Annotated in this window: 9 protein-coding genes; 7 read left to right on the top strand and 2 right to left on the bottom strand. The window is 69.0% G+C overall.

Translation table 11 applies throughout. The features are described 5' to 3' along the window. Window positions 1-404 precede the first annotated feature (404 nt). Window positions 405-797: a hypothetical protein gene (locus KME77_RS01140; RefSeq protein WP_219460485.1), complete on the top strand. Its 393-nt coding sequence runs from the start codon at window positions 405-407 to the stop codon at window positions 795-797. 209 nt (window positions 798-1,006) lie between these two features. On the opposite strand, the gene ku is transcribed toward KME77_RS01140, so the two are convergent. Beyond that, complete coding sequence (ku, locus tag KME77_RS01135; RefSeq protein WP_219460482.1) at window positions 1,007-1,891, bottom strand: non-homologous end joining protein Ku; 885 nt, start codon at window positions 1,889-1,891, stop codon at window positions 1,007-1,009. Between the two features lie 80 nt (window positions 1,892-1,971). Between ku and ligD (KME77_RS01130) the strand changes: the two genes are divergently transcribed. From ligD (KME77_RS01130) to KME77_RS01110, 5 genes are all read left to right on the top strand, one after another. After that, window positions 1,972-2,853 carry a non-homologous end-joining DNA ligase gene (ligD, locus tag KME77_RS01130; RefSeq protein ID WP_219460480.1) on the top strand — a complete coding sequence of 294 codons (882 nt, stop codon included), beginning with the start codon at window positions 1,972-1,974 and terminating at the stop codon, window positions 2,851-2,853. Then, window positions 2,850-3,743 carry a non-homologous end-joining DNA ligase gene (ligD, locus tag KME77_RS01125; protein ID WP_246608977.1) on the top strand — a complete coding sequence of 298 codons (894 nt, stop codon included), beginning with the start codon at window positions 2,850-2,852 and terminating at the stop codon, window positions 3,741-3,743. Before ligD (KME77_RS01130) ends, ligD (KME77_RS01125) begins: the two co-directional genes overlap by 4 nt. A gap of 42 nt (window positions 3,744-3,785) precedes the next feature. Next, entirely contained in the window at window positions 3,786-3,998 is a 213-nt protein-coding gene (locus tag KME77_RS01120; RefSeq protein ID WP_219460478.1) for a hypothetical protein, read from the top strand. A gap of 59 nt (window positions 3,999-4,057) precedes the next feature. After that, window positions 4,058-4,678: a TetR/AcrR family transcriptional regulator gene (locus KME77_RS01115; protein WP_219460475.1), complete on the top strand. Its 621-nt coding sequence runs from the start codon at window positions 4,058-4,060 to the stop codon at window positions 4,676-4,678. Between the two features lie 86 nt (window positions 4,679-4,764). Continuing rightward, the gene (locus tag KME77_RS01110; RefSeq protein ID WP_219460472.1) at window positions 4,765-4,995 is read left to right on the top strand and encodes a DUF3107 domain-containing protein; all 231 of its coding nucleotides are present in this window, start codon (window positions 4,765-4,767) and stop codon (window positions 4,993-4,995) included. A gap of 97 nt (window positions 4,996-5,092) precedes the next feature. Here the strand turns inward: KME77_RS01110 and KME77_RS01105 are convergent, their stop codons facing one another. Continuing rightward, window positions 5,093-5,737 carry a ferritin-like fold-containing protein gene (locus KME77_RS01105; RefSeq protein ID WP_219460468.1) on the bottom strand — a complete coding sequence of 215 codons (645 nt, stop codon included), beginning with the start codon at window positions 5,735-5,737 and terminating at the stop codon, window positions 5,093-5,095. Between the two features lie 358 nt (window positions 5,738-6,095). Here KME77_RS01105 and KME77_RS01100 point away from each other — a divergent pair. Then, on the top strand, window positions 6,096-7,542 hold a 1,447-nt coding region (locus KME77_RS01100; protein WP_219460465.1), incomplete at its 3' end, for a DEAD/DEAH box helicase.

Genomic DNA, 7,542 nt, shown 5'->3' with positions numbered 1-7,542 from the left:
CCGCCGTGCCGACACCCGACGCCACACAGCGCGGGGGTCGGCACTTTCGCGTGTCACGACACACGGCCGGCCGAGCGCCCACCTCTCACGGACCCAGGCATCGCCCGCACCCACAACCCCTCACCTCTTGAGGCGACCGGGCCGCAAAAGGCGCATTTCCCAGATCGGGAGCCGACCTCTTGCGCCATGAGGAATTCGGACATATCGGCTCATTTCGCAGCATAAATGTTTAATCGATCTATTGGCATCCCACATGTGCGGCAAAAGGATCCATTCGCCGTTTATGGCCCCCAACGCCCGGAAAGTATGACAACCAGATGACACCTGCGAGTGACATCGAAGGCACTCTCCGTTAATTCGGAGTACTGCCGCAAGTGCAAGAAACCGTTCAGGGGGAAGCACAAATGTCCAAGCTCAAGACAACGATGGCTGCCGCCGCACTCAGCACCGCTCTCACCGGCGGGGTCGTGGGTCTCGGCGCGGCGGCCGCGAGCACCACCGCCAATGCCGCCACCACCGCCAGCGCTGCGGACAGCGTCACCGCTGCCCCGGTCCTGGCCCACCGCTGGTGCCGGTGGAACAAGCATCACAAGTGGGGCCACCGCAAGCACGGCTGGGGCGGCCACCGCTGGGGTCACCACCGCTGGGGCAGCCACCGTTGGGGCCACCACCGGTACGGACGCCACCACGGCCGGTACATCAACCGCGTCAAGATCAGGCTCAATCTGGCCAAGGACAAGGTCCGGTTCACCCACCGCCGCGGCTGCCTCAGCATTCACCACGGCACTGACTGGTAAACACTCCGCCCTTACGGGCTGAGTCCTCTGCGAGGGCACCGGATATTTCCGGAGCCCTCGCTTTCCGCGTGCACCCGTTGATTTTCGCGTACCCCGGGAAAAGGAGAGCGTCCTTTTTCCCGGTGCGGGTAATGACGGCATCCGCCGGCGGAAAAACGTCCAGCCCTCGGAGAGACGAGCGTCCGGTGTCAGGCCGTCCTGCGGATCCGTCAGGCCGTCTTGCGGGTCTTGCGCTTGGGAGCGGCCTTCTCCTCGGTTCCCTTGGCGGCCGTCCTGGCGCCGCGGGCCGGCTTCTTGGGCTTGGCGGGCTCGCCGGTCCGCTCCCGCTTGGCCGCCTCCACGCTGGCGCGCAGCGCCGCCATGAGGTCCACGGCGGGGCCGCCCTCCTCGTCGCTCTGCGGCGGGGCGATGACCTCCTTGCCCTCCACCTTGGCCTCGATCACCTGCTGCAGCGCCTCGCGGTAGGCGTCGTGGTGCTCGGTGGGGTCGAAGTCGGCCTCCATCGTGGTGATGAGCGACTCGGCCATCTTCAGCTCCTGGGCGCGCACCTCGATGTCCTCCTCCAGGAACCCGAAGTCCGGGACGCGGATCTCGTCCGGCCAGAGCATGGTCTCCAGGACGAACACCCCGTCGCGGACCCGCAACGTCGCCAGCGACTCGCGCTGGCGCAGCGCGACCTTGACGACCGCGACCTGGCCGGAGCTCTCCAGCGCGTTGCGCAGCAGCACGTACGACTTGGCGCCCTGGCCGTCGGGTTCGAGGAAGTACGACTTGGCGAAGTAGATGGGGTCGATCTGGTCGGCGGGCGTGAACTGGAGCACGTCGATCCGCCGTGAGGTGCTGAGCGGCAGGTCCTCGAAGTCCTCGTCGGTCAGGACCACGATCTCGCCGGTGGGCAGTTCGTAGCCCTTGGCGACGTCGGAGTACGGGACCTCGTCGCCGTCGAGCGTGCACACGCGCTTGTAGCGGATCCGGCCGCCGTCCTCGCGGTGCACCTGGTGGAAGGTGACGTCCTTCTGCTCCGTCGCCGAGTAAAGCTTGACCGGGATCGTGACCAGCCCGAAGGAGATCGCACCCTTCCAGATGCTGCGCATGGGCACCCCTCAGCTCTAGCGGACTCGCGTATGGGCACATACCCGTCATGGGGCCACCAATCCCATACCTAATCGAACCAATGCTCGCTATATCCGGGTCCCTGCCGCGGGATCGGGAGCGGTACGGCCTGGAGGTCAAGTGGGACGGCATCCGTGCCCTCATCCACCTGAACGGCGAGCTGAAGGTGACAGGAAGGCATGGAGCCGACTACACCCGTCGCTATCCCGAAATTTCGGCGTTCGGGGTGAAGAATGCGGTGATCGATGGTGAGGTCGTGGCCCTCGACAGGAGGGGCCGGCCCAACTTCGTCCGGCTGCAGCACCGCATGCACGACAACGCCCCCACCGAGACGGCGCTGGAGCTGTACCCGGTGACGTACCTGCCGTTCGACCTGCTCTGCCTGGACGGCCGGGAGCTGTTCGACCTGCCCTACCGCGACCGGCGCGCGCTCCTCGACGAGCTGGACATCGGCGCCCCGCCGTACTTCCCCGGCGAGTCCGACCTGCTGTCGGCCACCCACGAGCAGGGGCTCGAAGGCGTGGTCGCCAAGCGGCTGGACTCGCCGTACCGTCCGGGCACCCGCTCGCCGTGGTGGGTCAAGGTCAAGCACCTGGACACCCGTGAGGTGGTGATCGGCGGCTGGAAGCCGGGCAAGGGGCGCCGCGCGGGCGGGGTCGGCTCGCTGATCATGGGCGTGTTCACCGACAGAGGGCTGACGTACGTGGGCCACGTCGGCACCGGGTTCACCGACGCCGTCCTGGAGCGGTTGCGGGAGTTCCTGAGCCCGCTGGAGATCCCGCGCAGCCCGTTCGCCGACCGCGTCCCGTGGCGCAACCGCTGGGTCAGGCCCGAGCTGGTCGGGGAGGTGGCGTACACCATGTGGACCGACGACCTGCGCCTGCGCCACCCGGTGTGGCGTGGGCTGCGGCCGGACAAGATACCGTCGGAGGTGACTCTTTGAGCCCAGCGACGAGCCGGCAGAAGGTTCCCGTCATGGTCGACGGGCGGCAGCTGACGCTGACGAACCTGGACAAGGTGCTCTACCCCGACTACGGCTTCGCCAAGGCCGAGGTGATCGACTACTACAGCCGCGTCGCCCCCGTGCTGCTGCCGCACCTCAAGGGCAGGCCGCTCACCGTCAAGCGCTACCCGAACGGGGTGGCCGGCCAGTCCTTCTTCGAGAAGAACGCCTCCGACCGCACCCCCGACTGGATCAGGCGGGTCACCCTGCCCGTGCCCGGCAGCACCAAGAACCGCGAAACCATCGACTTCGCCGTCGTCGAGGACCTGCCCTCGCTCGTCTACTACGCCAACCTGGCCGCGCTGGAGCTGCACGTGCCCCAATGGCGGGTTTCGGACGACGGCGAGGCGCTGCCGCCCGACATGCTCGTCCTCGACCTGGACCCCGGCGCGCCCGCCACCGTCGTCGAGTGCTGCAGGGTGGCGCTGCGGCTGCGCGAGGTCCTGAGCGCCGACGGCCTCACCGCCAGGCCCAAGAGCAGCGGCAGCAAGGGCATGCAGCTCTACGCGGACTGGGACCGCCGCGAGGAGCCGTCGGAGTACGCCAAGAAGCTGGCCCGCGCCCTGGAGAAGGACGACCCGCGGCAGGTCACCAGCGTGATGACCAAGAGCGCCCGGCCCGGCAAGGTGTTCGTCGACTGGAGCCAGAACAACCCGGCCAAGACCACCGTCGCCCCCTACTCGCTGCGGGCCAGGGAGCGGCCCACGGTCTCGACGCCGCTGCTGTGGGAGGAGGTCGAGAGTTGCCGGCGCCCGCAGGACCTGGTGTTCACGGCACATGACGTACTCGCCAGGGTCGATGAGCACGGCGACCTTTTCGGTCAGGCGTAGGCTGGTTCCGTCCGTACCTGAAGGGGGAGCGCAATGTCGGAGATGGACGTACGTGGGGACGATCTTCCCTTCGACGAGGACGAGGAGGCGGAGCTGCCGATCGAGGCGCCCGAGGCCGACGCCGCCGAGCAGCAGCGTGAGCTGTCCGGCGACCAGCGGCCCCCGGCGCGCTGGGAGCCTCCGCTGGAGGCCGATCCGGCCGACGCGGCGGACCAGAACCGCACCGTGGACCTCGATGACGACGACTATCGGTGAGGAGTCGCTGACGCACATAGGATGTCCGAACAGCTGACTCAGAGACCATGGAGATCCGCGTGACCGCAACCCCGGACGCCAAGCCCCGGGGCACCCGGCTGCCCCGACTAGCCCGCCGCCGGCAGCTGCTCAGCGCCGCGCAGGAAGTGTTCGTGGAGAACGGCTACCACGCGGCCGCCATGGACGAGATCGCCGACCGGGCGGGAGTCAGCAAGCCTGTCCTGTACCAGCACTTCCCGGGCAAGCTGGAGCTCTATCTCGCGCTGCTCGACCTGCACGTCGACGACATGGTCAACCGCTGCCGCGAGGCGCTGGCCTCCACTCACGAGAACAAGCTGCGCGTCCAGGCCACCTTCAGCGCGTTCTTCGACTTCGTCTCCACCCAGGGCGAGGCCTTCCGCCTGGTCTTCGAGTCCGACCTGCGCAACGTGGCGCCGGTGCGCCAGCGCGTGGAGCGCTCGCTGCGCGAGTGCGCCGAGATGGTCAGCGCGGTGATCCAGGAGGACACCGGCTGCGCCAGCGACGAGGCCCACCTGCTGGGGGTCGGCCTGGTCGGCATGGCCGAGGTGAGCGCCCGCTACTGGGTGACCACGCACGGCTCCATCCCGAAGGACGCCGCCGAGCAGCTCATGGCCCGGCTCGCGTGGCGTGGCATCAGCGGATTTCCGCGTACGGCTTAACCCCGTTCGCTGGGCGCGATCACCCGCCCTCGCGGGTAGGTCCAGCGGTGACGATGGGAGGGTCAGCCCCGTCGAAAGGGAGCACGATGGAAGTCAAGATCGGCGTACGTTCCGTACACCGCGAACTCGTTGTGGAGACCGACCTGTCATCGGAGCAGGTCGAGGAGGAGATAAGGAAGGCGCTCGCGGCCGACAGAGGCGTGTTCTCGATCACGGACGTGAAGGGGCGGCGCGTGATCGTGCCGGTCGCGTCGATCGGGTTCATCGAGATCGGCGAGGACGAGCAGCGGCCCGTGGGCTTCGGAGGCACGCTTTAGGCAGCTCTGACCAGGGGTTGCGGCCACTCGCCGTAGCCCCTCGGTCAGGTGCCCGGACGTGCCCAGGTGCCCGCCCGCCGGGCCGTCCGGTGGGAGGTCAGATGCCCAGGGCGGCCATCCGCTTGCCGTGCTCCTCCGTCAGCCGGGCGAACATCCGGGAGATCTGCGCCTGGTCGTCGGCCGCCGACTCCACGACCATCAGCGCCAGCTCGGGCCGGGCCGCCGCGACCCGCTGCCCCTGGCTGAGCGCCTCGCCGACGAGCCGCCGCGCCCACAGCGCCAGCCGCCCGGCGGCGGTGGGGTCGGCCTCGATCCCGGCCCTGACCCGCTCCACCGCGAACTCCGAGCGGCCCTCGTCCGCGAGCACCTCGTCGACCAGCTTGCCGATCGACGGGTCGAGGTGCCTGGCCGCCTCGCGGTAGAAGTCGAGCGCGATCCCGACCCCCACGTACGCCTTCACGAGCGCCTGCAGCCAGTCGGCCGGGGCCGTCTGGGTGTGCCAGGCGTCCAGCGCCTCGACGAACGGGGACATCGCCTCCTCCGGATCGGCCCCGAGCTGGGTCAGCCGATCGGCCAGCAGGCGGTAGTGGGCGAACTCGGCCACGGCCAGCTCGCTGAGCGCTGCCCGGTCGGCCAGGGAGGGGGCGAGCGACGCCGCGTCCTCGGTCAGCCGCGCGAAGGCGCTGAGCTCGGCGTAGGCCAGAACACCGAGCAGATCGACGACACCAGGAGACTCGTTCATGGGACGCAAGCGTAGCTTTCACCAGTTCGGGCCCTTCGGGAACAAGGAGAAACTCGGCCAGCGTTGTGGTATCGAGTACACTGCTCTGTGAAAGTGCGACCGCACTGTGTTAATTCGGGAGATTTTCCCGTTAACCCCCCGCTCCCCGGGTCTGCGGTCGCGATGACGCGAGAGGGCTGGCTCTACCGCGAGGACCCAGGCACGGGGATTCATTTCCGCCCGTCGGTCCCGGCAGGCCCGCCTTCATTTGAGACTGAGGCAGGCCACGCTGACGACTTTCCGAGACCTCGGAGTCACACCAGAGATCGCTGATGCCCTCGAGACCGAGGGCATCACCACACCGTTCCCCATCCAGGAGATGGCACTCCCGCTCGCGCTGAGCGGCCAGGACCTGATCGGTCAGGCACGCACGGGCACGGGAAAGACTTACGCGTTCGGCATCGCGATGCTCCAGAGCATCGGCAAACCGCGTAAGAACCGCAAGAAGCCGCGCGGGCTGGTCGTCGTACCGACCCGCGAGCTGGCCACGCAGGTCAGCGAAGACCTGGTCACCGCCGCCGGCAAGCTCGGCTCGCGGGTCCTGACCGTTTACGGCGGCCGTGCGTACGAGCCGCAGGTCGAGGCGCTCAAGGCGGGCGTCGACGTCATCGTCGGCACCCCCGGCCGGCTGCTCGACCTGGTCAAGCAGAAGCACCTCGACCTCAGCCAGGTCACCTCGCTCGTCCTCGACGAGGCCGACCGGATGCTCGACCTGGGCTTCCTGCCCGACATCGAGCGCATCTTCAAGCTGATCCCCGAGGAGCGGCAGACGATGCTGTTCTCGGCGACCATGCCGGGTGAGATCGTCGGGCTGTCGCGCAAATACCTCAACCGCCCGACGCACGTACGCGCCGAGCACGAGAGCGGCGAGGGCGAGGCCGCTCCGGAGGTGCGCCAGATCGTGTGGCGCGTCCACCGGATGGACAAGATCGAGATCGTCGCCCGGCTGCTGCAGGCCAACGGCCGCGGGCTCACCATGGTCTTCTGCGAGACCAAGCGGGCCTGCGACATGGTCGCCGAGCAGCTCGACACCCGCGGCTTCGCGGTCGCGGCCGTGCACGGCGACCTCGGGCAGGGCCAGCGTGAGCAGGCTCTGCGCGCCTTCCGCAACGGCAAGATCGACGTGCTGGTCGCCACCGACGTGGCGGCGCGCGGCATCGACATCGACGACGTCACCCACGTGGTCAACTACGACTGCCCCACCGACGACAAGACCTACGTGCACCGCATCGGCCGTACGGGCCGGGCCGGGCGCACGGGCATCTCGGTCACGTTCGTGGAGTGGGAGGAGCTGACCCGCTGGAAGATGATCAACCAGATGCTCGGGCTCGACTTCGCCGAGCCCGAGGAGACCTACTCCACCTCTCCCCACGTCTTCTCCGAGCTGGACATCCCCGCGGGCACCAAGGGCGTCCTGCCGCGGGCCAACCGTTCGCGGGCCGGCCTGTCGGCGGAGGTCATCGAGGACCTCGGCGAGACCGGCAGGACGCGCACGCGCGGCGGTCGCCGCCGTGACGAGCGCGAGGAGCGTCCGGCGCGCACGCCGCGCCAGCGCCGCCGCACCCGCGGCGGCAAGCCCACCGAAGAGGGCACCGCGCCCGTCGAGACGCCGGAGGTCGAGCCCGTGCCCAGTCGCTCCAGCAAGCCCGACTCCGCACGCAGGGCGGACTCCCCGCGCAAGGCCGAGGAGACGCCGGCGATCATCTCGGCCGACGAGGTAGAGGCGGCCGCCGCGCCGCGTCGCCGCACCCGCAGGGGCGCGGCCC

This window comes from Nonomuraea rhizosphaerae (genome assembly GCF_019396405.1).
GTDB classification, from domain to species: Bacteria; Actinomycetota; Actinomycetes; order Streptosporangiales; family Streptosporangiaceae; genus Nonomuraea; species Nonomuraea rhizosphaerae.
Note: the sequence above shows the minus strand (reverse complement) of the source record. Positions and strands in the feature narration are given on the sequence as shown.

What these genes read in the sequence shown, in the direction of transcription:
- KME77_RS01120 (WP_219460478.1), top strand. Translation starts at nt 3,786, where the DNA reads ATGGACGTACGTGGGGACGATCTTCCCTTCGACGAGGACGAGGAGGCG.
- KME77_RS01110 (WP_219460472.1), top strand. Translation starts at nt 4,765, where the DNA reads ATGGAAGTCAAGATCGGCGTACGTTCCGTACACCGCGAACTCGTTGTG.
- ligD (WP_219460480.1), top strand. Translation starts at nt 1,972, where the DNA reads ATGCTCGCTATATCCGGGTCCCTGCCGCGGGATCGGGAGCGGTACGGC.
- KME77_RS01105 (WP_219460468.1), bottom strand. Translation starts at nt 5,737, where the DNA reads ATGAACGAGTCTCCTGGTGTCGTCGATCTGCTCGGTGTTCTGGCCTAC.
- KME77_RS01140 (WP_219460485.1), top strand. Translation starts at nt 405, where the DNA reads ATGTCCAAGCTCAAGACAACGATGGCTGCCGCCGCACTCAGCACCGCT.
- ku (WP_219460482.1), bottom strand. Translation starts at nt 1,891, where the DNA reads ATGCGCAGCATCTGGAAGGGTGCGATCTCCTTCGGGCTGGTCACGATC.